Raw genomic sequence first — 24,320 nt, forward strand, 5'->3', positions numbered from 1 at the left:
TTAACATCCGCACAAATGGGAATGTGGTTAGCGAATGAAGTCGCCCTGAATCCGGGGAATAATACAATCAGCGAATATTTAATTATTGATGGCGAAGTAAGCCCAATATTATTTAAAGCGGCAGTCAAAAAAATGATTGCTGAAGCCGAAACAATGCACGGCCGGTTTTTTCAAACAGACAACACGGTAAAGCAGCAGTTGCCCGCCATCGATAATTATGATGCTGCCTTTTACGATTTCAGTGCGCGCCCGGATGCCTGGGAAGCCGCACTGGCCTTTATGAGCGAGCAGACAAATCAACGCTTCTCCCTTACACAAGGGAACGCATTTATCTTTTGTCTCATTAAGCTCAGCCCGAAAAGATTCCTCTATTACCACTGCTGCCACCATATCCTGCTGGACGGTTTTGGCGCTTCGCTGATCCTTCGCCGCACGGTCGATATCTACAATGCACTGGTGATGGATAAACCTATCGCGCCGACGCCGTTCGGCAACTTTCGCGCCTTGATTGCCGAAGATACCGCCTACAGAAACTCAAACCGCTTTCTTCGCGATCGCGAATACTGGATGGCGCGCTTTCAGGATACGCCAGCGCCCGCAAGCCTGGCGGGCCGCAGCGCGCCGGATGCGCCGATCGTCCGCCAGCGCAACAGTATCGATTTAGCCCTGCATCAGGCCCTGCATCGCCATGCCGAAGCCGCAGGCTGCACGCTCCCGCAACTGCTTACGGCGTTAACCGCCATTTACCTCTACCGCATGACCGGTCAGCAGGAGGTGGTGATTGGGCTACCGATGGCGGCACGCGTCGGGCGAGTGCAGCGCACCACGCCTGCGATGATGTCCAACATCATGCCGATACGCCTGCCGCTTTCGCCCGCGCTGACCCTTGATGATGTGCTGGTGCTGGTCGCAAAAGAGATGATGTCCGCGTTACGTCACCAGCAGTATCCCCATGAAGCGTTAACCCGCGATCTTAAACTCGACCGCCCGCTCTACCACACCACCATCAACGTCGAGTTATTTGGCGACGATCTGGCTTTCAACGGCGCGAAAACTTTCCCGGTGAATACCAGCAACGGGCCGGTTGACGATCTGGCGATCTTCTTCTTTGGTTACGGCGACGAACACACGCTGGTCGTCGGCTTTGATGCTAATAGCGCCCTCTACAGCCCAGAGAGTTTATCCGCCCATCATCAGCGCATGCTGGCGCTGTTTAGCGCATTAATCGACCAGCCACACGCCGCGATTGGTGCCCCCTCGCTGCTGAGCGCAGAAGAGGAGCAGCTTTTTGCCCGCGCCAATGATACCTGCGCGCCCGTGCCGCCCCTCTCCTTTGCGGCGCTGTTTGAACGCCATGCCAGAAGCACCCCGCACGCGCCTGCGCTTAACGATCGGCACACCCAACTGAGCTACAGCCAGCTTAACCGCCAGGCGAACCGGCTTAGCCGCTATCTACAGGCGCAGGGTGTGCGCCCAGGCGACAGCGTCGCGCTGCTCCTGCCGCGCACGGTGGAGATGGTCATCGCCATGCTGGCAGTCGCCAAAGCACAGGCCATTTACCTGCCCCTTGATGCCGATCATCCGGCGGAGCGCCTGCAGCATATTCTCGCCACCGCCCAGCCGACGCTGATCCTCTCCTCGTCGCAAACGGCGGGGATCGTTACCGGTTATCGCCAGCAGCAGATCGACAGTGACGCGGCGGTGGCGGCCATTGCGGCACAGCACGACGATAACCTGACCACGCTGCCACAACCGCAGCAGCCAGCGTATGTGCTCTTTACCTCCGGCTCCACCGGCGCGCCGAAAGGGGTACTGGTCTCTCACGGCTCGTTAACCAACTTCCTCACCGCCATACAGCACACCGTGCAACTGACGGCGCAGCATCGGCTGTTAGCCGTGACCACCCTCAGTTTTGATATCGCCGCGCTGGAGCTTTTATTGCCGCTGATGACCGGCGCGTCGGTCACTATCGCCTCACGGGAGTGCGCGCGCGACCCGCGTCTGCTGGCGCAGGCGATCGCTGAACATCAGATCACCCATATGCAGGGTACGCCCGCGCTGTGGCATGGGTTAGTGGCCTATCAGCCCGATTCGCTGGCTGGCCTGACGGCAATGGTCGGCGGCGATGCGCTACCCCAAACGCTTGCGGAGCGCATGGTCGCCCTCTCTGAGCGCGTCATTCAACTCTATGGCCCCACCGAAACCACTATCTGGTCGACCTTAAGCGAGCTGAGCGCCGCGCACCCCTCGCCGTCGGTTATCGGTAGACCGCTCTTTAATACCCGCATCCATATCCTTGATGACGCCCTGAAACCAGTGCCGGTTGGGCAGCCTGGCGAACTCTATATCGCTGGTGACGGGCTGGCGCTCGGCTATCTCAACCGCGCAGATTTAACCAGCGAGCGCTTTGTTGCCAACCCCTTTGATGAGGAGGGTAAGCGTATGTATCGCACCGGCGATATGGCCTGCTGGAGTGAAGCGCAGACGATCGTTTTCCTTGGCCGGGTGGACAATCAGGTCAAGATCCGCGGCTATCGCATTGAACTCGGGGAGATTGAAAATGCGCTCAACGCCCTGCCCGACGTTAAACAGGCGCTGGTCGTCGCCCATGAGGAGAAAAAGAGCGGGCAGAAACGGCTGGTGGCGTACGTCGTGGCGCACGATGATGCAGCCTGTAGCCCGGATGCGCTGCGCGCGGCATCAGCGCAAAAACTGCCGGACTATATGGTGCCCGCGCGGGTGATGGTGCTGGCGCACTTCCCCCTGACGGCGAATGGCAAAATTGACCGCCGGGCGCTGCCGCAACCGACTTTTACCTCCCTCGCCCCGGTGCCGCCCGCTACTGCGCAGCAGCGGGAGCTGTGCCAGCTGTTTGCCGAGTGCCTGGCCATCGACCCGCCCGGTATTGATGACAACTTTTTTAGCCTCGGCGGGCACTCGCTGTTAGCCCTGCAATTACTCAGCCGCCTGCGCCAGAGTTTCGGCGTGGAGCTGTCGCTGAAAACCCTGTTTGATGCCCCGACCGTTGCCGAACTGAGTATGCAGATAGCGGCGGCGCACGGCCAGACCGCACGCCCTGCGCTGGTCGCACAACCGCGCCCGCCGCAGTTGCCGATGTCGTTTGCCCAGCAGCGCTTATGGTTGCAGCAGCAAATCGCCCCCAGCAGCGCCTACAATATGCCGCTGGCGCTGACGCTGAGCGGCCCGCTGGATGCGGCAGTGCTGGCGCAGGCGCTCTCTGACGTTATCGCCCGCCACGAGAGCCTGCGCACCCTGTTAACCCAGCAGGAAGAGATGCCCTGCCAGCAGATCATCCCTGTCCACGACGTCGATTTTGCGCTACCGACCCTCGCCATCGCGCCCGAGCATCTTGAAGCGCAGTTGGTAATGGAGTGCCAGCATCTCTTTGCGTTGGATAGTGAACTGCCGGTTAAAGCCTGGCTCTATCAACTGGCAGCAGAGCAACACGTTCTGCTGCTGCTCATTCACCATACCGCCGGGGATGGTGGCTCCCTGCTGCCACTGCTGGAGGATTTGCGTCTCTGCTGGCAGGCGCGTGCCGCAGGCCAACACCCGCAGTTGCCGCCGCTGACCGTCCAGTACGCCGATTACGCGCTCTGGCAGCGCGCGTTGCTGAGCGAAGCGCCGCGCCATAGCCAGCAGCTGAACTACTGGTTTCAACAGCTGGCGGATGTGCCGGAAGAGGTGACGCTACCCGCCGGCCGGCCTCGCCCCGCGCAGGCGGATTACCGTGGCGACCGCGTCGACTTCGCGCTCCCCGATGAGCTGTTATCGCGCCTGAAAAAACGGGGCGATGAGATGGGCGTGAGCCTGTTTATGCTTCTGCATGCGGCGCTGGCAACGCTGCTGCATCGCCTCGGCGCGGGTGATGACATCGTAATCGGTACGCCGCTTTACGCCCGCAGCGACGCCGCCCTGCTGCCGCTGATCGGCTATTTCGCCAATACGGCGGTGCTGCGAACGGATATGGGAGGCAACCCGACGCTAAGCGACATTGTCGTCCAGGCAAAATCGGCGGTGCTGGAAGCCAACCAGCATCAGGATCTCCCCTTTGAGCAGGTCGTCGAGGCGCTGGCACCCGGTCGCACCTTAGCCCGTCATCCGCTCTTTCAGGTGATGATGGTGGTCGATACACCGTGGCCACAGGCGGTCACCTTCCCGCAAGTGACGGTGGCACAACGCCAGCTCCCGACCACCACCGCCAAATTCGATCTGCTGTTTCATTTTGATGTTGATGACGCGCAGCAACGCCTGAGCGGGCATATTGAATATGCCACCGCCCTCTATGATGGCCGCACGGTTGCGGGCTTTGCCGAACAGTTAATCCGGGTTATCGAAACTATCGCGCAGCGTCCCGAAGCCCGCCTTGCGCAGATCCCGCTGTTAAGCGCCGCGCAGCGTGAAACCGTGCTAAAGCGCTGGAACGCAACGGATGTGACGTTGCCGCCGCTGTCGCTGGCCGGGCTGTTTGAAACGCAGGTGCAGCGCTCGCCCGATGCCATCGCGGTGAAAGAGGGTGAGAAAACGCTGAGCTATCGCCACCTCAATGAGGCAGCAAACCGGCTTGCGCACCGCCTGATGACGCAGACCGGGGGCGCACCGTTCTGCGCCGGATTACTGATGCAGCACTCGATGAACGAAGTTATTGCCGTGCTCGCCGTTATCAAGGCTGGCGGTGCTTACCTGCCGCTGCGCATCACCGATCCGCTGGAGCGCCAGCAGCTAATGGTAAACGAGGCAGGCGCCACGCTACTGCTGGCCGATGCCACCTTGCCGCTGCCTACGATCGACAATGTGGTGTTTATCAGTGAGGAACCTGCGGGCGACTGGCCGCTAAGCAATCCGCCGCTTCTCTCTGCGCCCGGCAGCCTGGCCTATATCATGTTCACCTCCGGTTCGACCGGTAAGCCGAAAGGGATTGCGGTCGAGCAGCAGAGCGTGGCGGCGCTGGCGCTGGATCGCCGCTGGCGGGCAGAGGATCATCAGCGGGTGCTGCTGCACTCTCCGTCGGCCTTTGATGCCTCAACTTATGAGCTGTGGGTGCCATTGCTGGGCGGCGGCACCGTTATCGTCGCGCCGCCGGGCGAGCTGGATATCGATACGCTGGCGCAGAGTATCGTCGATGAAAAGGTCACCGCGCTGTGGCTCACCGCCGGGCTATTTCACCTGATGGCAGAAGTGCATCCTGAGGCGCTGAAGGGCGTGCGTTTACTGATTGCGGGCGGGGATGTGCTCTCCATACACGCCATTCGCGAGGTGATGACGCATAATCCCGCGCTTGTGATGATGAACGGCTACGGGCCGACGGAAACCACCACCTTCGCCACCACATGGCCCATGGTGCAGATCCCGGAGGGCGTGACGGTGCCTGTCGGCACGCCGCTCGACAATACGCAGCTTTATGTCCTTGATGCTTACCTCAACCCGCTGCCGGTCGGCATGCCCGGTGAACTCTATATTGCCGGGATCGGGCTGGCGCGCGGATATCACCGCAACCCCTGCCTGACCGCGGCGCATTTTGTTGCGAACCCATTTTCAGTGCACGGCGAGCGCATGTATCGCTCCGGCGACCAGGTGCGCTGGCGCGAGGATGGCGTGCTGGAGTACCTGAACCGTGGCGATCAGCAGGTCAAAATTCGCGGCTTCCGCATTGAGCTGGCAGAAGTGGAAGCGGCCCTGCGAAAGCAAGCAGCGGTGGCTCAGGCGCTGGTGAGCGCTCGCGAGAACAATCAAGGGAACAGGCAGCTGATTGCGTGGGTGACGGCAAAACCTGGCGCAACCTGCGATGCCGATGCGCTGCGCCGGGCGCTGGGCGCCCAGTTGCCGGACTTTATGGTGCCGGCAATGATTGTTCCCCTTGAGCACTTCCCTCTGACCGCGAACGGCAAAGTCGATCAGCGCGCCCTGCCCGCACCGCAGGTTGCCAGCGTCGCGCACCGTACGCCGCGCAATGACCTTGAGCGCACCCTCTGTACGCTCTTCGCCGCGGTATTGGGCGTGCCGGAGGTTGGAATTGATGATGACTTCTTTGCCCTCGGCGGCCACTCGCTGATGGCCTCCCGCCTGGTGAGCAAAATCCGCCGGGTGCTCAATCTCAACCCGGCGATTCGCGACCTGTTTGAAGCCCCGACGGTCGCGCAGTTTGCCGGGCGGTTGCAGGCCAGCCAGACACCGCGCCCACGCCTGTGCCAGGGCGAGCGGCCACCGCTTCTGCCGCTCTCATCACCGCAGCGGCGTCTCTGGATGATCGACCGCATTGAGCAGGGTAAATACACCTACAATATGCCCGTCACGCTCACCTTACGGGGGGATATCGTCGTCTCCGCGCTGATGACGGCACTCGACGATATCGTGCTGCGCCATGAAAGCTTACGCACGCACTTTCATGAGCTTAACGATGGGACGGTTTGCCAGAGGATCACCCCGGCCTCGATAGCCTGTTGCCCGCTGACCCTGCTCACGGTTTCCGCCGACGACCTGCCCCACGCCGTGCAGACCGCCGCACAATACACCTTCGATCTGGCGCAGGAAGATCCCTGTCGCGCCTGGTTGTTTAAGGTGGATGATGACCACCATCTGTTACTCATTCTGATGCACCATATCGCCAGCGATGGCGGATCGATTGCCCCGCTGCTGCACGATCTGGCAGAGGCCTACAACGCCCGCGCGCAGAACCGGGTGCCCGCCTGGAGACCGCTTGCGGTGCAGTATGCCGACTACACACTGTGGCAGCAGGCGCTGCTCGGCGCGCCGGACGAGAACGACAGCCTCTTTAACCGCCAGCTGGCCTGGTGGCGCAATACGCTGCATGACCTGCCCGACGAGCTTCAGTTGCCCACTGACCGGCCGCGCCCGCTGCGCGCCAGCTATGTGGGTAAACAGTGCCACTTCGCCATTGATGCCCGCACAACCGCAGCATTAGGGGCGCTGGCACGGCAGCATAACGCCAGCCTGTTTATGCTGTTACAGGCGGCGCTGGCGGTGCTGCTTTGCCGCTGCGGTGCGGGCGAGGATATCCCGATCGGCACGGCGGTCGAGGGGCGTAGCGACGAGGCACTCGAACCGCTGGTCGGCTTTTTTATCAACACCCTGGTGATGCGGACCGATCTCAGCGGCAATCCCTCGTTTGTGACGCTGGTTGAGCGCGTTCGCGAGGGCGCGCTGGCGGCCTGGGAGCACCAGGATATCCCGTTCGAGAGCCTGGTCGAGGCGTTAAATCCCGCTCGCTCGCTAGCGCGCCATCCGCTCTTCCAGGTGATGCTGGTGCTGCAAAACGTCGCGCGCAGTGATGCCCTCTTCGATGAACTGGAAACCGTGGTCGAGATGCCGTCGTTGCCGGTGGCGAAATTCGATCTCACCTTTAACCTCGAAGAGACGCCGGAGGGGCTGCGCGGCATGGTGGAGTACGCCGTGGATCTGTTTGACGAGGCGACCGTCGGGCGCATGGCGGGCTACTTCACCCACCTGCTGGCGGGCATCGCCACCGATGCCTCGCGTAACGTGAGCGAACTGCCCATTTTCAGCGACGCTGAGCGGCACGAAATCATGCAGACGTGGAACAACAGCGCGCGCGAGGTTCCCGCCGCGACCTTTGCCGAACAGTTTGAAGCCATCGTGCGCGCCACGCCGCAGGCAATAGCCCTGATTGGCGATGAGGAGACCTTGACCTACGCGCAGCTGGATCAGCGGGCAAACCGCCTGGCAAACCTGATGCTGGCGCGGGGCATCGGCGCCGAGCAGATTGTCGCCATCGCGCTGCCGCGATCCGTTGCCCTTATCGTGTCCATCATTGCCACCATGAAAACGGGCGCCGCCTATTTGCCTCTCGACCCTGACTACCCACCCGAGCGGGTGGCGTATATGTTAAGCCACGCGCAGCCAGGGCTGGTGATAAGCCAGGCGGCATTCGCCGACCGGCTGGCACCGGAGTATGCCGCGCTGCGCCTTGACCACCCGGCCCTGCGCGGGCTGCTTGCCGACCACTGTGCCGAAGCGATTACGCTGCCGCGCAGGCTGCAGTGCGATAACGCCGCCTACCTTATCTACACCTCTGGCTCGACCGGCGCGCCAAAAGGGGTCGTCGTCACCCATCGGGGGATTGGTCATCTGGTCGCCAGCATGGTTGAGCGCCTGCACGTCACGCCGCAAAGCCGCGTGTTGCAGTTCGCCTCGCCAAGCTTCGACGCCTCATTCTGGGATATCAGCATGGCGCTGCTGAGCGGCGCGGCGCTGGTCGTGGCGGCAAAAGAGGCGCTAACCCCTGGCAAACCGCTTTATACCCTGATGCACGATCGCGCGGTTACCCATGCCACGCTGCCACCGGTTGGGCTGGCGGTTATGCCGCGCGAACCGCTGCCCGCCCTGGCAACGCTTATTGTCGCTGGCGAGGCCTGCCCGCCGGAACTGATCGCCTTCTGGGGCACCGGGCGGCGAATGATTAATGCCTATGGCCCGAGCGAATCGACCGTCTGCGCCACCATCAGCCAGCCGTTGCAGGCCGACCGCCTGCCGCCGATTGGCAGGCCGATTTTCAACATGCAGGCTTATGTGCTGGACGCGCATCTGCAACCCGTTCCGCCGGGGGTAAAAGGCGAGCTTTATATTGCCGGTGAAAGCCTGGCGCGCGGCTACCTGAAACGGCCTGATTTAACGGCAGAACGCTTCGTCGCCAACCCCTTTGGCGCACCAGGCAGCCGGATGTACCGCACCGGCGATATGGCAAGCTGGAGCCGTGAGGGCGAGCTGATGTTCGCCGGGCGCGTCGATCACCAGGTCAAAATCCGCGGTTTTCGTATTGAGCTGGGCGAGATTGAATCCCAGCTGCGAAAACATCCGCAGATCACGCAGGCGACGGTGATTGTCCGCGAGGATAAGCCCGGACTGCGCCAGCTGGTGGCTTACGCCGTTGCCCGCGATGAGCAGGCGCAGGGCGGGGAGATCCGCGACTTTTTACGCGACTTTCTGCCGGACTATATGGTGCCGGTTGCCGTGGTCCTGCTACCGGCGATACCGGTCACGCCAAACGGCAAAGTCGACCGCCGCGCGCTGCCTGCGCCGCAGTTTACCCGCACCCAGCACACCCCACCGCGTAACGCGCAGGAGCAGCTGCTCAGCACCCTGTTCGCCGAGTTGCTCAACCTGGCGGAGGTCGACCGCACGACAAGCTTCTTCGAGCTGGGCGGCGACAGCATCACGGCGATACAGCTGGTCGCGCGCGCCCGTCAGGCGGGCTGGCTATTCACCCCGCGCGATGTGTTTGAGCATAAATCGGTCGCCGGGCTGGCTGGCATCATGACCGCCGTTGCAGAGCAGGATACCGCCCCGCAGGTTGCTGCCGTCGGCGACCTGCCCGCGACCCCGATCATCCACTGGTTGATGGAGAACCCCGGCGATATCAACGCGTTCTGCCAGGCAACGCTGCTGCACACGCCCGCAGAACTGGATGCGCAAACCCTGCGCGAGCTGCTCGCCGAGCTGCTCAGGCACCACGATGCGCTGCGCTTAACTGCCCGCCGCGAGGCCAACGGCGAGATCCATCTCGCTGTGCCGACTGCCATCGACGAGAGTGAGATGCTGGAGATTATCGACGCCCAGCCGCTCTCGCCTGAGCAGCGGCAGCAGCAGATAGAAGAGGCGTGTCGCCGGGCAAAACAGCGGCTCGACCCGGCACGCGGCAAGATGGTGCAGGCCGTCTGGTTCCGCGCCGCCTGCGGCGAACCGGGCCAGCTGATGCTGGTGTTGCACCACCTGGTGGTGGACGGCGTCTCCTGGCGGATACTCGCCGCCGACCTGCTTGCCCTCTGGCGCGCCCGCGCTACGGGGAGAAACGCGCAGCTGACCGACGCAGGCACCTCCTTTCGCGCCTGGGCGCTGCGCCTTGAGCAGGAAGCGCAACGCCGGGGTGATGAGCTGGCGCACTGGCAGAGCGTGCTCAACCAACCGGATAGGCTGTTAACCACACGACCTCTTGCAGGCACGTGCGACACCCTCGCCACCAGCGCCTCTTTGCAGATGGAGCTTGGCAGCGAGTTCACCCAGCCTCTGCTGGCCACCCTGCCCGCGCGCTTTCACGCCGGTATCAACGATGTGCTGCTCTGCGCCCTGGCGCTGGCCATCACGGCATGGCGCGAGGATGGGCAAACAGATGTGCTGCTGGATGTCGAAGGGCACGGGCGCGAAGAGCTGGCGGGAACCGCGCTGTCGAACACCGTTGGCTGGTTTACCACGCTCTACCCGGTGCGTCTTGCTCCGGGTCGCGCACAGTTAACCCATCCCCACTCGCTCGGTAGCGCGCTGAAGAGCGTCAAAGAGCAGTTGCGCCAGGTGCCGGGCAACGGGCTGGGTTACGGCCTGCTGCGCTATCTCAATACGCAAACGCGCCCGCAGCTTGCCGCGCTGCCACAGCCGCAAATCGGCTTTAACTATCTGGGCCGCCTCAGCGTTGAAGAGGCGCGGGACTGGCAGCTTGCGGCTGAGGCCCGCCTGCTTGATACCCGCGCGCACGACAGCTTCGCGCTGCCGCATGCCCTCTCGCTCAATGCCGTGGTGGAAGCACGTGCAAGCGGCCCGGTGCTGGTGGCGAACTGGAGTTGGGCGACTGAGCTTTACGCTGAAGATCGCGTCAGCCGCCTGGCTACGGGGTGGTTTAGCTGGCTGAAAGCGCTGTCGCAGCTTACGCAGGTCGACGATATCGGCGGTTTCACCCCTTCAGATGTGCCCCTGGTGGCGCTGCAACAAGCGGGGCTGTCAAAACTTCAGGCAAAATGGACGAAGAAAAAATGAGTATGGATATTAAAGAGATACTGCCGTTATCCCCGTTACAGAAAGGTCTGCTGTTCCATATGCTGCTTGATACGCGCGGCAGCGATGCCTATCAGGTACAACAGGTTTATCAGCTTGAGGGGAGCTGGATGTCGCGAGGCTCAGGCAGGCCGTCGGGCAACTGCTGGCGCGCCATCCCCATCTCTGCGCCGGGTTTGAGTATGAAGAGGTCGACACGCCGGTTCAGCTGATCCTCTCTGGCCTGCCGCTCCCCTGGCAGGAGATCGATCTAAGTATCCTGTCAACGTTAGCGCAGGCGTCGGCTTTTCACGCGCTGCTGGAAACGGACTACAACACCCGCTTCGCCGCCGACACCCCGCCTCTGCTGCGCTTTACTGTCGTGAAGTGTTCGCCGACGCAACATAAGCTGATCTTCACCAATCACCACCTGTTGCTGGATGGCTGGTCGATTCCGGTTCTGCTCGATGAGCTGTTTCGCTTATACCTCGCGGAGCCGTTGCCGCCAGCCGTGCCCTACCGCGACTATTTGTATTGGCTTGCCGAGCGTGACACCGACAAGATGCGCGAGGCCTGGCGCGAGGCGTTACGCGGCCTGCAAGGCCCTACCCATCTCGCCAAAGGGCGTACCACCGACAATTTGCAGCCGCACCTGCTCCACAGAACGGTGGATGCCGACCGTACCCGGCAGCTTAACCGCTGCGCCCGCGAGCTTGGCGTAACGGTCAATACGCTGTTGCAGTGCGCCTGGGGCATGCTGCTTGGCGCGCTTACCGGGCGCTGCGACGTGGTTTTCGGCATTACGGTTTCCGGCAGACCGGCGGAGCTTAGCGGTATCGAAAGGATGGTCGGGTTACTGATCAACACGCTGCCGCTTCGCCTCAGTTGGCGCATGGAGGAGAGTTTTGCCACGCTGCTGCAACGGCTACAGGCGGAGCAGACGCGCCTGCTCGACAGCCAGTATCTCGATCTCACCACCATCCAGGCTGACGCCGGCGGCGAGGCGCTGTTTGATACGCTGATGGTGTTTGAGAACTACCCGCATAGCGCAAGCGCCGAAATGAGCGAAAAATTAACGGCTTCGCTCGCCTCGCACCGCGGCGGCGATGCCTCCCACTACCCGCTGGGGCTTATCGCTGTTCCCGGCGAATCGCTCGCGCTGCGCTTTAGCGCGCTGGCCGATATCTTCCCCGATGAGGAGGTTGAGCGGCTGGCGGATCGCTTCCTGCATCTGCTTTACACCATGATTGACCGCCCCGACAGCCGTATCGGCCACGCTTCGCTGTTACTGCCGCAAGAGGCGCAGGCGCTGCTTCCCACACCGTCATCGTTCGATAAGAGGACGCAAACCACGCTGCACGAGGTGTTTGAACAGTGCGCCGCGCACTACCCGGATGCCACTGCCCTCTCGCTTGGCGATAAGACGCTTTGCTACGCCGAGCTTAACCAGCGGGCGAACCAACTTGCCCGTCATCTGGTGAGCTGCGGCATCGGCAGCGAAGAGATTGTGGCGCTGGCGCTGCCGCGCACGCTTGAGGCGCTGGTGGCTATTCTTGCGGTGCTGAAAGCGGGCGCGGCCTGGCTGCCGCTGGATGTGCATAACCCGCCGGAGCGGCTGGCCTACATTCTCTCCGACGCCAGACCGGCGCTAATCGTGTCACTCCAGGCGCACGCGGGGATGTTTGATGAATCGCAGCTGCTGCTCCTTGATAGCGCTGAAAGCCAGCAACGGCTGGCGCAGCAGAGCGGCGCGGATCTCCAGCAAAGCGAGCGGCTGCGCCCGGTGCATGCGCACAACCTCGCCTATATCATTTACACCTCTGGCTCCACCGGCAATCCAAAGGGGGTGATGATCCCGCACAGCAATGTGCTGCGTCTTTTCGCCGCGACAGAGGCGTGGTTCAACTTCTCGCGCCACGATATCTGGACGCTGTTTCACTCCTGCTCGTTTGATTTCTCGGTCTGGGAAATATGGGGCGCGTTGCTCTATGGCGGCGAGCTGGTGGTAGTGCCCTTTATGGTCAGCCGCGATGCGCAGGCCTTTTTGCGGCTGTTAAGCGAGAAAAAAGTGACCATCCTTAACCAGACGCCGTCCGCTTTTTATCAGCTGATTGAAGCCGAGCGCGACCTTGAGCATGACGAACTGCCGCTGGCGCTGCGCAAGGTGATATTTGGTGGCGAAGCGCTGGATCTCAGCCAACTCGAGCGCTGGTATCAACGCCACCCGGATACGGCTCCCGAACTTATCAATATGTACGGCATCACGGAGACCACCGTGCATGTGAGCTATCAGCCGTTAACCGCGGCGCGGGCGCGCGAGGCGACAGGCAGCCTTATCGGCGTGGCGATCTCCGATCTGCATATCCATCTGCTGGATGATGCGCTGCGTCCGGTGCCGCCGGGCGTTGAGGGCGAAATGTATATCAGCGGTGCCGGGCTGGCGCGCGGCTATCTAAACCGGGTCGAACTCTCCAGCCAACGCTTTGTTGCCGATCCCTGGGGTGCGCCTGGCTCGCGCATGTATCGCTCCGGCGATATCGCCGTCAGGAGCCCAGAGGGAGACCTGCACTACCTGGGGCGCGCGGATCAGCAGGTGAAACTGCGCGGTTTTCGTATTGAACTGGGCGAAATTGCCGCCATCCTGCAAAGCGCCCCGCAGGTTACCCATGCAGAAGTGGTGCTGCTTGATGCCGACACTCAGCCGCAGCTGGTGGCCTACGTCACCGCCGACACGCATGCGCCGCTCGATATTGCCGCGCTGCGCAGCCTGGCGGCAGCAAAACTGCCGGGCTACATGGTGCCGAGCGCGATTATGCAGATTGAACAGTTTCCGCTGACCCTCAACGGCAAGCTGGATAAACGCGCCCTGCCGCGCCCCGATCTGAGTGCAGGAAGCGCACGACGCGCACCGCGCAGCGTGCAGGAGGAGATTCTGCTGGGGCTGTTTGCCGAGGTGTTGCAGTCAGACGCTCCCGGTATTGATGACGACTTCTTTGCCCTCGGCGGTCATTCGCTGCTGGCGATGCGTCTGGTGAGCCGTATCACCCGCGTGCTGGAGGTCGAAGTGCCGATCCGCACGCTGTTTGACTATCCAACGGTCGCGCAGCTTGCCGGGCAACTGACAAAACAGGGAAGCCAGCTTGCTGGGCCCCTCTGCCTACAGCCGCGCAGCGAGCGGCTGCCGCTCTCTTTTGCCCAGCAGCGGATGTGGCTTTTGAAAAACCTCGATAACAACCATGCAGCCTACAATATGCCGCTCGCCATCCGCTTACAGGGGGAGCTGAACGACGCCGCACTGCGTGAAGCCGTGCGGGATGTGGTTGAACGCCATGAGATCCTGCGCACGCGCTACCCGCTCCACCAGGGGCAGCCCTGGCAGGAGATCCTCGCCCCCGATGCGTTTGAAGTGACGTTTGAGGTGAGCGATATCGCGGCTTCGTCGCTTACCGATGCCCTTAATCACGCCGCAGCCTACCCGTTTGAGCTGGCAGAAGAGATCCCGCTGCGCGCCAGCCTGTTCCATCTTTCGCAAACCCGGCAGCATGTGCTGCTGCTGGTTATCCACCATATCGCCTGCGATGGTGGCTCGCTGGCACCACTGTTTCGCGATCTCGCCTGCGCCTATACCGCGCGCTGCGCCATGCAAGCCCCGCAGTGGGCGCCGCTGCCGGTGCAGTACGCCGATTACGCCCTCTGGCAGCGCGAGAGGTTGGGCGACATTGAGAGCCTGAGCGAGACTGCCACAGAGCAGGTCGCCTTCTGGCGTGAAGCCCTTTCCGGCGTACCGGAAGCGATGACGTTGCCCGTCGATCGTCACCCGACGACCGAGATGAGTTACGTTGGCGGGCAGGTCAGGCTGCGCATTGATGAGAAGCTTTATCAGCAAATTACACAGTTGGCGCGCCATGAGGGGGCGACGCCCTTTATGGTGCTGCAAACCGCCGCCGCGATCCTCTTTGGCCGCATGGGGGCCGGGGAGGATATTACGCTCGGCACCGCCGTCGCCGGGCGATCAGATGAGGCGATGCGCGATCTGGTCGGCTTCTTCGTCAATACCCTGGTACTTCGCGTTGATCTGGCGGCGAAACCCACGGTGGCTAAGGCGCTGGCCCAGGTGCGCGAGTTTATGCTCTCCGCCTGGGTTAACCAGGAGGTTCCCTTCGACTGGGTGGTGAAAAGCCTTAACCCCGAGCGCGTCTCTGGCAGGCATCCGCTCTTCCAGGTGATGATGGTGCTGCAAAATAACGACGCCACGCCCCCGGAGTTCGCGGATCTGACGCTTTTGCCGCAGCCTGTCGGACTGGTGACCACCAAATTTGATTTGACCTTCAACGTTGAGCAGGTTTACGGCGAGCGCGGCGACGTCAGCGCGCTGGAGGTGCAAATTGACTACCCGGTCGATCGCTTTGATGGGCAGACCATCACTGCGCTGGCGGACTACTTCATACACCTGTTGCAGGCCATGGTGAAGGAGCCGGAGAGTGCGGTGATGACGCTGCCGCTGCTCACTGACCGGCAGCGTAACGAGATGCTCGAAGTATGGAATGAGACCCGTTGTGACGTGCCGCCCGCCACCCTGGCCGCGCAGTTTGCCCGCCAGGTCGCCGCCACACCGCAGCGTATCGCCGTCAGCTGCGGGCAGGAGCAGCTGAGCTACCAGCAACTGGATGCCTGCGCCAATGCCCTCGCGCAGCACCTGCAACAGCAGGGCGTAAACAGCGAGCAGGGCGTGGCGGTGCTGATGACACGCTCACTTTCGCTGGTGATTGCCCTTCTCGCGGTGGTGAAAGCGGGCGGTTTCTATGTGCCGCTGCGGGCGAGCGATCCCGCAGAGCGCTGGCAACATTGTATTGATGAGCTGGATCTGCGCATCGTGCTGCTGGATGAGATCCACCGCCAGGCGGCGCTGCCACCGGGCATTGCGCGGCTTATCGTCGATGAGGCGGCAACCCGCGCCACGGCGGCGGGCGTTGCAACAACAGTAATGCCGCACCATCTGGCTTATGTGATGTTCACCTCCGGCTCGACAGGCAAACCGAAGGGCATTGCCACCACTCAGGATAACGTGCTGGCGTTGGCACGCGATCGCCGCTGGCGAGCGGAGGCCTGCCAGCGCATTCTGCTGCACTCGGCCTATGCGTTTGACGCCTCCACCTGGGAGCTGTGGGGAACGCTGCTTAATGGTCACCATGCTGTGATCGTCCCCGGTGAGACGCTGGATCTGCCCCTGCTTGCCGACACGCTTGTGGCGGGTGAGGTCACGACCGCCTTTTTAACCTCCGGGCTGTTCCGCCTGATCGCCGAGGAGGCGAGCGACTGCCTTGCAGGCTTACGCCGGGTTTATACCGGCGGGGAGAAGATCTCCGCCAGCGCGGTTCAGGCGGTGCGCGAGCGCTGGCCGCATCTCGAACTACTGAATATTTATGGCCCGACGGAGATCACCACCTATGCGACGGACTACCCCATCACTCAGGCCGATGCGCCCTACCTTGACGTGCCGATTGGCAGAGCGTTCGATAACACCCGCCTCTACGTGCTTGATAGCCATCTGCAGCCGGTGCCACCGGGCGTGGCGGCAGAGCTCTATATCGCCGGACGCGGGGTGGCACGCGGCTATATCAACCACCCAACGCTGAGCGCGGCACACTTTGTCGCCGATCCCTTTGGCCCGGCGGGAAGCCGGATGTACCACACCGGCGATATCGTCAAATGGCGGCGCGATGGCGCGCTCTGTTTTGTCAGCCGCCGCGATCAGCAGGTGAAGATTCGCGGTTTCCGCATTGAACCCGGTGAAGTGGAGATGGTGCTGAAACAGCACGCTGCGGTTCAGCAGGCGGCGGTGGTGGCCCTTGAGGATCGCAGCGGCAATAAGCAGCTTGTCGCCTATGTGGTGCCCTCTGTGCCGGAGACCGATCTCAGCGCAGCGCTGCAACAGTTTGCGCGCGAGTGCCTGCCGGACTTTATGGTGCCCGCGGCGATTGTGCTGCTGGCGGCGCTGCCGCTTAACGCCAACGGTAAGCTGGCACTTGCAGATTTACCGAAGCCCGATTTCCATACCGGGCCAGGGCGCGCGCCGCAAAACGAGCGGGAAAGCTGGCTGGCTGCGCGGTTTTGCGAACTGCTCAATGTGGAAACCATCACCGTCGACAGCAGCTTTTTTGCCCTTGGCGGCCACTCATTACTGGCGGCCCGGCTGATTAACGCTATCGACAAAACGTGGCAGGTGAAACTGACGCTGCGCGATCTGTTTGAGTACCCGACGGTGGCGCTGCTGGCGCAGCGGCTTCAGAGCAACCACCGCAGCAACGTGCTGGATGTGATGCTGCCTCTGCAACCGCACGGGGAGAAAACGCCCCTCTTCTGCCTGCCGCCCGGCGGCGGGTTGAGCTGGTCCTACGCCGGGCTTATTCCCTGGCTTGGCGACGCGCAACCGCTGTTTGGCCTGCAATCGCACCGGCTGAGCAGCGGGGTGTCGTTACCCTCGGTTAACGCGCTGGCAAAAAGTTACCTCGCGGAGATAGTGAAGGTGCAGCCACACGGCCCCTATGCCCTGCTCGGCTGGTCGTTTGGCTGCCATCTGGCCCATGAAATCGCCACCCTGTTGCAGCAGGCCGGGCAGGCTGTCAGCACGTTAATCCTGCTCGATGGCTACCCGCTGGGCGAGCGCTACCGCGACAAGGAGCGGCAAGACAGCGAGAGCCTCTCGGCGCTGTTTGAAGCCTTAACCGGCAGCGTGCCCGCAGAGAGTGAGCTTACCGTCGAGGCGCTGCGCCGCCGTTTAGTGGCGCAGGAGCATCCGCTGGCGGTAATGGAGCCGGTGGTATTTGAGCGTATCCTTGCGGAGTTTCGCGAGGCGCCGCGCCTGCTGGCAGCCTTCACGCCGTCGCGCTTTCAGGGGGATATCCTCTTCCTGCGCGCGGCAACGCGGCGCGACGGCGAAGAGGGTTTCGATGCGCAGCTGTGGGCACCCTTTGTCGAGGGGAGAATCGCTATCCACACCCTGCCCTGCACTCATGACGGTATGTTCAGCCCGCAGGCGTTGCAGCAGGCCGGGCCGCTGATCCGCGACTGGATAGCCAAAGAGAAGTAATTTCCGTGGAGTAAAAAAACCGCCTGCAGGGCGGTTTTTTTTATCTCTGCGTCAGAAGCGGCTCTTTTTAAGGCCGAGCGAAAAGAGCGTTAACTTGATGGCCGGCACGCTGAGGATAAAGAGCGCCAGCAGAAGCAGAATCTGGCATGCATCCAGCGCCAGCAGCCAGCCGCATGCCAGCGCCACACCGAGGCCGGAGTCCGCCTGATCGAGAAAGAGAAACAGCCACCGGCCGCGCGCGGGCAGCGTGCCCGGCGCAATCCCCAGCGCCCGTTTCAGCGCCGAGTTCGGCAGCTCGCCAAGCATATAGCCCAGCCCCGTCGATGCGCCCAGCAGCCACGGGTTCTCCATCTCATTTGCCAGGCAGAGGGGTGCCACCAGCATGCTGATAAACGGCACAATCACCATCCCTCGCCAGGTTTTGTTGCCGCCAAACAGACGTGCATTGAGCGGCACCGCAAGCCTGGGCAGCGCATTGCAGGTCACCACCGCCATATGCACGCAGCCAGCAATAAACACCGGCAGCAGCAGCTGCCAGAGCGCCCACAGGGTGGGATTATCCATGCACGCCTCCGAAATGCAGCAAGCCAAACAGCGCCGCGCCGCTAAGGCAGAGCGTAACCAGCGTCATCAGTGAGGAGAACTTCGGGAAGGGGCGGTTGAGAAGCATCGCCAGGCTGAAGAGCGTTAATGCCACGCTCAGCAGCCGGGCGCAGATCAGCGGCGGTAAAACGAGGGCCAGCAGCGCCCAGCCGCTAAGGATAAAGAGGCTCCAGAAGACCGGCATGCCCAGATACGCCAGCGCGGCATTGTGGGTGATATTGCCGCTTTCGTTAAATCGGGAGAGACGAAGCGCGCCGCACACCACCATCAGGGCGAGAAAAAAGGCGCTGCCGCCGCGATAGCCGCTGAGGTAAAAAATCAGCGCGGGTGCCACCAGGTAGAGCAGCAGATCGCAAAAGCCGTCAAGGTAGCGGCCAAAGGGGCGTTCACAGCCGAGCCAGCGGGCCAGTTTGCCATCCAGCGCATCGGCCAGCATCGCAAGGTAAAGCAGGCTGAGACTGAGCCAGAGAGCGCCGGACAAGGCGGCACCGATCCCGCCAAGGGCGATAACCATGCCCGTCAGCGTCAGGCAATCTGGCAGCGACAGACGGCAGATAAAGGGATAGTTCATCCTTGCACCTCCGGCAAAAACGCTTTTAGCTTTCGCCGTGCTATCAGGCAACGCAGCCGCGCGCGGTCGATACGGCTGTGATGGCGGGCATCGACGGGTAGCTTCGCGCAGAGCCAGAAGCGGACCGTCTCGTCGGGAAAGAGGGTTGCCAGCAATGGCGCAGCGGTGCGGCATTGCGCCGCCTGTTGCAGCACCACGCAAATCTCCCCCTGCGGCCCCTGCACCACCGCGCTGTCGGCGATCCCCGGCAGCCCATTAAGCTGCTTTTCCACCGGATAGGGCGAGAGCGTTAAGCCCGACGGCGTGCGCAGTTGGTCGGCGATCCTGCCCGTCAACCAGAGGCGCTGCTGCGCGTCGAGAAAGCCGCTGTCTCCGGTGCGGTGCCAGACGCGCCCCTCGGGATCGCGGATTTTCGTGCGCTGCTCCGCCTGCGGGTTATCGAGATAGCGGATCAGCACCTGCGGCCCGCAGACCAGAATCTCCCCCTCCTCCCCCACGGGCTGAGGAACCCGCTCGCGCGCAATCAGGATCGCGGTTTGCGGCCCCGGTCGCCCGACAAGGTAGCCAGGCTGCCGATCCCAGGCGTCAAGAAGCTCGTCGACGCTAACATTGCTGATGGGATCGGCTTCCGACGCGCCATAGTTAACCGCGCAGGCGGCTTTGGGGAAATAGCTGCGGGCAGCCAGTAACAGCGCCCGCGTTACCGGCGCGCCGCCAATAATCACCTCTCTTACCGACGCAAAGGTACACGGCTGAACTTCGGCATAGGCGACAAGCTCTCTTAGCCAGGCGGGCGAGACGCTCAGGCGCGTGATCTGTTGGGCATTAATCGCGTCGGCAATCATCTGCACCGGCAGGCGGCCCTGCTCATCAAAACCGGGCAGCAGAGAGCAGCAGCCCGCGTGAAAATGGCTGAACAGCGTCAGGATCGGAAAAGAGGTCACATCCCGCTGCTGGCGGTGTGGAAAGAAGTGGCTCATCGCCTGACACTGCGCCCGCAGCGAGTGGTGGGAGCGCACCACGCCTTTTGGCGTGCCCGTCGATCCGCTGGTAAAGGTCAGCAGCGCGGTCGCCTCGTCATCAAGGGCCTCTACGCGAAAAGCGGTGTTAACGCCCTCCGGCTCTACCTGCACTAAAGGGGCGGTAAAGATCCGCGGCGTATCGATCGTAAAGCGGCGAATCATCCACAGCTCCGGCAGCAGACACCACCCTTTTCCGGCGCTCTGCGCCACGATCATGGCGCTCAGACGCGCCTGCTTCAGACAGCTGCGCAGCTGTTGGCGCGCCATCTCTTTTTGCACCAGCACCGGAATCAGCCCGGCTCCCAGCATCGCGTAGAGCAGCAGGTAAAACTCGATGCCCGGGCGCATCAGCAGCAGCACGCGCTGGCCCGTATGCAGCCCGCTGCGCTCCAGCCTGCGTTGATACACCGCCGCACGGGAGAGAAGCTCGGCATAGGTGACAGTTTCAGGCCCGGCACAGAGCGCGGGCAGCGAAGGGGGCTGTTGCAGCAAAAAGTCACAGAAGTTCATGGCGCACATCCCTGTAGTAGAGTCCATAGTGGTGAAAAACCTTGTTCGGGCTGCAACAGGCGCGCAGCGCGGTGGCGGTTGTCGGCCCTTTCCAGTTAAGCAGTGCCGCACCGAGGCGCGGCCACTGGGCATCGAAGCTGAAGAGAAAGCGGCGCACCAGCGTGGCGTACAGCAGAGAGCGGCGGTAGCGCGGCACAATCATGATGGTTTTGAAGATCCCCGCCCGCTGGCGCTTATCCGCCAGCGTAAACAGCAGCCCGGCGACATCGCCCTGCGGGCCAAAGGCGAGACAGGAGCCGGACGCCTGGCAATAGGGTTGCAGCGTATCGGCGTTAAAGTGCCAGTCGAAGAGCGCCTCGCTGCTGATGCTCCAGCCGATATTGTTAGCAAAGTGCCGGGTGATGAGCGCATACAGCGCCTGCCGGTGCGCCTGCCACAGCGCGGGCGTCAGCGGCTGGAGGGAAAAGTCAGCGGTGCGCCAGCGCCCGATATCCTCTGCGGGAAGGGATAGCTGGCGCACCACGTCCGCATCTTCAAACAGCGAGAAGTAGCGCGCCAGCGGCTGAAACCCCATCTGCCCCAGCAGGTGTTGATACCAGGGTGGGTTATAGGGCTCACCGGCAAACGGCGCGCAGGTCGGCGTATCCAGCCGCAGGCGAAATTTCCCTAACGTGCTGAAATTAATCGGGCCGATAAGCCGTGAGGCCCCCTGCGCTTTTGCCCAGCGCATCAGGGCGCGAAACAGGCGATGGTTGGGAATGCGGTTATTGATGGTCTCCCAGAAACCGAAGTTGACCACCGTTTCCCCGGCGGCGTTGAGGGTGGCGAAGCCCGTTAAGCGCGCGCAGTCGCGAATGTAGCCGGTCCAGACACGGCCCTGCTGCATAAAGGGGTTGGCGGCGCTGAACTGACGCGCCATCTCAGCCTCATCTTCGCCCGGCCAGTAAGGATCATGGGCATAGATGTGGGGTGCAATCGCCAGAAAGCCCTTATCCAGCGTATCGCCTGCCTGCCACTCCTGTTCAATCAACGGTCGGTTCATTTTCTCCTCTCCCTCTCTCTGTGCCGCGCGTAATCTGCCCGCTCGCGCCATCCATGCGGATCACCTCGCCCTGCTGAAGCTGGCGGGTCACGCCGGGTACGCCAACAATCGCCGGAATGCCCATCTCGCGGGCGACGATGGCGGAGTGCGATAGCGTCGATCCGCGCTCGACAATCAATCCGCTAAGACCCGGAAAGAGCGGTGCCCAGCCCGGATCGGTGCGCACGGTGCAGAGGATGGTGCCGTCCAGCCTGGCTGCCTCCTCCGGCGAGAGCACCAGGCTCACCGGCGCTTCCACCATGCCGGGGTAGCAGCCGGTGCCTTGCAGCTGCGTAATCTCTGCCGTCGGCTGCGGTGCGGCGTGTAAGGTTTGCTGCTGGTACAGCGTCTGGGTAAGAGAGAGGCGGTTAGCCGGCTCCTCCTCCTGCTGATAGCCCGCATATTCGGCGCGGCGCTGGGCGATAAGAGTGGTTAAGCCCGTTTGCACCGCCGTTCCCTCAAGCCCCTGGTAAATCTCCTCCCGTGTCAGCCAGAAGATATCCCGATCGCTCTCCAGCACACCTTCAAGTGCCAACTGGTGCCCCAGTTGAAGATAGATATCGCGGTAGAGGGCAAACATTTTTGTGCGGGTGAAGCGCATCGTTTCGCGGTGGTGGATCGCATGCCTCAGCCTGCTGAGATCGCGCTTGAAGCGCGCCAGCGCGCGTTTGCCACGCGTCTGCTGCAAACGGGAAAAGACTCTCTCTTCCGCTGCGGCCCGCAGCGTGCCCGTCGGCTTTGCGTGCACGGTTTCGCTGTTGAGGTAGTTACGCAGTACGTCAAACAGAAAACGGGGATCCTGGCGTAGCGTGATAGTTTCCAGCTTGAGTTCGCCAATGGTGCGATCGCCGTAGCGTTCGATGTAGTCGAGACACTGCTGGTAAAAGTGCTGGTCCAGCGCTTTCAGGCGAATAAGCAGATGGGCGCTGGCATCGCTCTGAATCAGCGCCGCCAGCTGCGGGCGTTGGCGGGCATACTGGCTCAGCGCCAGCAGGTGCCGGGTCGGCTCCGTGCTGATAAGTTGCCCCTCGTCCGCCAGCAGATCGCCACTCATCTGCTGATGTTCATCGGGCCAGAGTTCGCGCAGCAGCGCCTGCACGTTGCCGTTGTAACGGGCCACATAAAAGTCATTCACAATTGGCGCAGTCCAGCGCGCCAGCAGGTGTTGATCAAGGTATTTAAGCCGGGCGATAAGCTCCGCCGGGGAGAGGGTGTGGAGAGCGTCGCGATCGATATAACTCTGCGCAAGGGTGTAGTTATGCAAAAAGTCACGGATGCGCGGTTCAAGGGTGAAGAGCGCCCAGCCAACCCGTGCCCCCATCTTTAGCATTGCTGGCAGCGCGGCGACCTTTTCACAGGTGGAGAGCTGCTTATCCCTGATGGTGTCGACCGGCTCCTCCAGCCCCATCATCGCTTCCATATCACGCTTATTCATCCTGAACGACGGCAGCAGCAGCAGGGCGCGATACCAGTTCTGGATGTTGTAGTAGACCCGCCCGCGCACCAGGCTGAGCATATTGTCGGTGATGGCCCGGCGCTGGTCGCGCTCCCTGGCAGAGCAACCCACCAGTTGCAGGGTCTGCTCATATACGGTGGCGTAAGCGGCGCGGGCAAAGGAGAAGGTGAGCGGCGTCGTCACCCCGCAGTAAGACTCCTGAATATTGGCATTGTCACAGATCAGCGTCTCGCTCACGCAGCTGCTATCTTTCGGCAGATGGGTGATGGGGCGGGTTTGCAGCAGGTAGAGATGGTTATCTTTGAGCGTCCACTCAATGTCCTGCGGCGCGCGCAGCGCCCGGGCGATGGCGGCGCCCATATCGCGCAGGGCGAGGATCTGCGCCGCCGTCAGTGAGGATGCCGCCGCCTGGTCGGCAGCAAGCTCCACCTCGCGGGTGCCGTTGCCGCGCTTGCGGTCAAAGACCACGGCGGTGGTTTTCTCGCTGAGGGATTGCGTGAAGCTATTGCCCTCTAGCGGCACGCTAAATTCGTCGGTGCTGCACTGCCCGGAGACGATCCCCTCCCCGCTGCCCCAGGCGGCGGAGATAAGCATCGTCCGGCGCGACCCGCTGACCGGGTGCGCGGTAAACAGCACGCCTGACACCTCGCCTTCGACCATCTCCTGAATAATGACCGAACAGTGGATCGCGCTTAGCGCCAGCCCTTTGCGCAGGCGGTAGGCCATGGCGCGCGCGCTCCATGTCGACATCATCACCCCTTTTACCGCATCCACCAGCTGCTGCTTGCCGCGCTGAAACAGAAAGCTGTCCATCTGCCCGGCAAACGAGGCCTGGCGGGCATCTTCATCGCTGCAGGAAGATCGCACCGCCCAGAGCATCTCGCCATCAAGGGCGTCGAGCGCCTGCATCAGCGGTTCCGGCAGCGGTAGCCGGGCAAGGCGCGCGCTGATTTTCCCGGCAAGGGTTTCAACCTGATCGGCGGGCATCAGTGGTGAGAGTTGCGCTATCAACTGCGCGGCTTTTGCATCGCAGCGCAGCATCTCATCCATCGCGCTGGCGGGGATCACCCACCAGTTCGGTACCGGATAGCCGTGGGCAGTGAGCCACAACAGGTTGGCTGCCTTGCCGCCCAGTTGCTGCTCATCGAGGGTAGCCGCCTCTGCGGCAGAGTAGAGATAGTTCACGG

At 62.4% G+C, this 24,320-nt stretch carries 8 protein-coding genes; 3 read left to right on the forward strand and 5 right to left on the reverse strand.

From position 1 onward, the window contains the following. Window positions 1-21: 21 nt before the first annotated feature. The 3 genes from BWI95_RS06470 to BWI95_RS06480 are packed head-to-tail and all read left to right on the forward strand — an operon-like array spanning window position 22 to window position 17,890. The gene (locus BWI95_RS06470; RefSeq protein ID WP_232374448.1) at window positions 22-10,803 is read left to right on the forward strand and encodes a non-ribosomal peptide synthetase; all 10,782 of its coding nucleotides are present in this window, start codon (window positions 22-24) and stop codon (window positions 10,801-10,803) included. Then, complete coding sequence (locus BWI95_RS06475) at window positions 10,800-11,033, forward strand: hypothetical protein (RefSeq protein WP_156884894.1); 234 nt, start codon at window positions 10,800-10,802, stop codon at window positions 11,031-11,033. The genes BWI95_RS06470 and BWI95_RS06475 overlap by 4 nt, the downstream gene beginning before the upstream one ends. Further along, window positions 10,967-17,890, forward strand: coding sequence for an amino acid adenylation domain-containing protein (locus BWI95_RS06480; protein ID WP_232374449.1), 6,924 nt, complete (start codon window positions 10,967-10,969; stop codon window positions 17,888-17,890). The genes BWI95_RS06475 and BWI95_RS06480 overlap by 67 nt, the downstream gene beginning before the upstream one ends. Before the next feature lie 51 nt (window positions 17,891-17,941). On the opposite strand, the gene BWI95_RS06485 is transcribed toward BWI95_RS06480, so the two are convergent. Genes BWI95_RS06485 through BWI95_RS06505 form a run of 5 tightly spaced genes read right to left on the reverse strand, consistent with a single transcriptional unit; the run spans window position 17,942 to window position 24,318 of the window. Next, window positions 17,942-18,454 (reverse strand): cytidylyltransferase family protein, encoded by a 513-nt coding sequence (locus BWI95_RS06485; protein ID WP_076769203.1) that lies wholly within the window; start codon window positions 18,452-18,454, stop codon window positions 17,942-17,944. Then, entirely contained in the window at window positions 18,447-19,064 is a 618-nt protein-coding gene (locus BWI95_RS06490; protein ID WP_076769204.1) for a CDP-alcohol phosphatidyltransferase family protein, read from the reverse strand. Before BWI95_RS06490 ends, BWI95_RS06485 begins: the two co-directional genes overlap by 8 nt. Continuing rightward, entirely contained in the window at window positions 19,061-20,596 is a 1,536-nt protein-coding gene (locus BWI95_RS06495) for an AMP-binding protein (protein WP_076769205.1), read from the reverse strand. The genes BWI95_RS06490 and BWI95_RS06495 overlap by 4 nt, the downstream gene beginning before the upstream one ends. Continuing rightward, window positions 20,583-21,638 (reverse strand): hypothetical protein, encoded by a 1,056-nt coding sequence (locus BWI95_RS23515; protein WP_076769206.1) that lies wholly within the window; start codon window positions 21,636-21,638, stop codon window positions 20,583-20,585. The genes BWI95_RS06495 and BWI95_RS23515 overlap by 14 nt, the downstream gene beginning before the upstream one ends. Further along, window positions 21,619-24,318 carry a phosphoenolpyruvate synthase gene (locus BWI95_RS06505; protein ID WP_076769207.1) on the reverse strand — a complete coding sequence of 900 codons (2,700 nt, stop codon included), beginning with the start codon at window positions 24,316-24,318 and terminating at the stop codon, window positions 21,619-21,621. Before BWI95_RS06505 ends, BWI95_RS23515 begins: the two co-directional genes overlap by 20 nt. Window positions 24,319-24,320 lie beyond the last annotated feature (2 nt).

Source organism: Kosakonia cowanii JCM 10956 = DSM 18146, from assembly GCF_001975225.1.
GTDB classification, from domain to species: Bacteria; Pseudomonadota; Gammaproteobacteria; order Enterobacterales; family Enterobacteriaceae; genus Kosakonia; species Kosakonia cowanii.